A 266-nucleotide genomic window follows, 5' to 3' on the forward strand; every position below is an offset into this window, starting at 1 on the left:
GCCGCAGCAGGGGCCGGGCCGGCTCGAGCTACGACAACGCCCTGGCCGAGTCGTTCTTCCAGAGCCTCACACGAGAACTGCTTCACGGACACCGCTGGACCTCGAAGGCACAGACCCGACTCGAGCTGTTCCGCCGGCTCTCGTATGACAACAGGCGCCGTCGGCATTCCGCCCTCGGCCACCTCACACCGGTCGAGTTCGAACAACAACTGATCACGTCACGTACTCTGCCACTCGCCGCATGAAACCCGGTGTCCACTCCCGGG

The 266-nt window shown here is 65.0% G+C and carries 1 protein-coding gene; it reads left to right on the top strand.

Annotation, left to right across the window (positions count from 1 at the left end; translation table 11 throughout):
• Positions 1–245 (top strand): integrase core domain-containing protein (locus ADK41_RS13785; protein WP_159043971.1); only part of this gene is annotated, 245 nt, incomplete at its 5' end.
• Positions 246–266 lie beyond the last annotated feature (21 nt).

It is taken from the genome of Streptomyces caelestis (assembly GCF_001279005.1).
GTDB classification, from domain to species: Bacteria; Actinomycetota; Actinomycetes; order Streptomycetales; family Streptomycetaceae; genus Streptomyces; species Streptomyces heliomycini.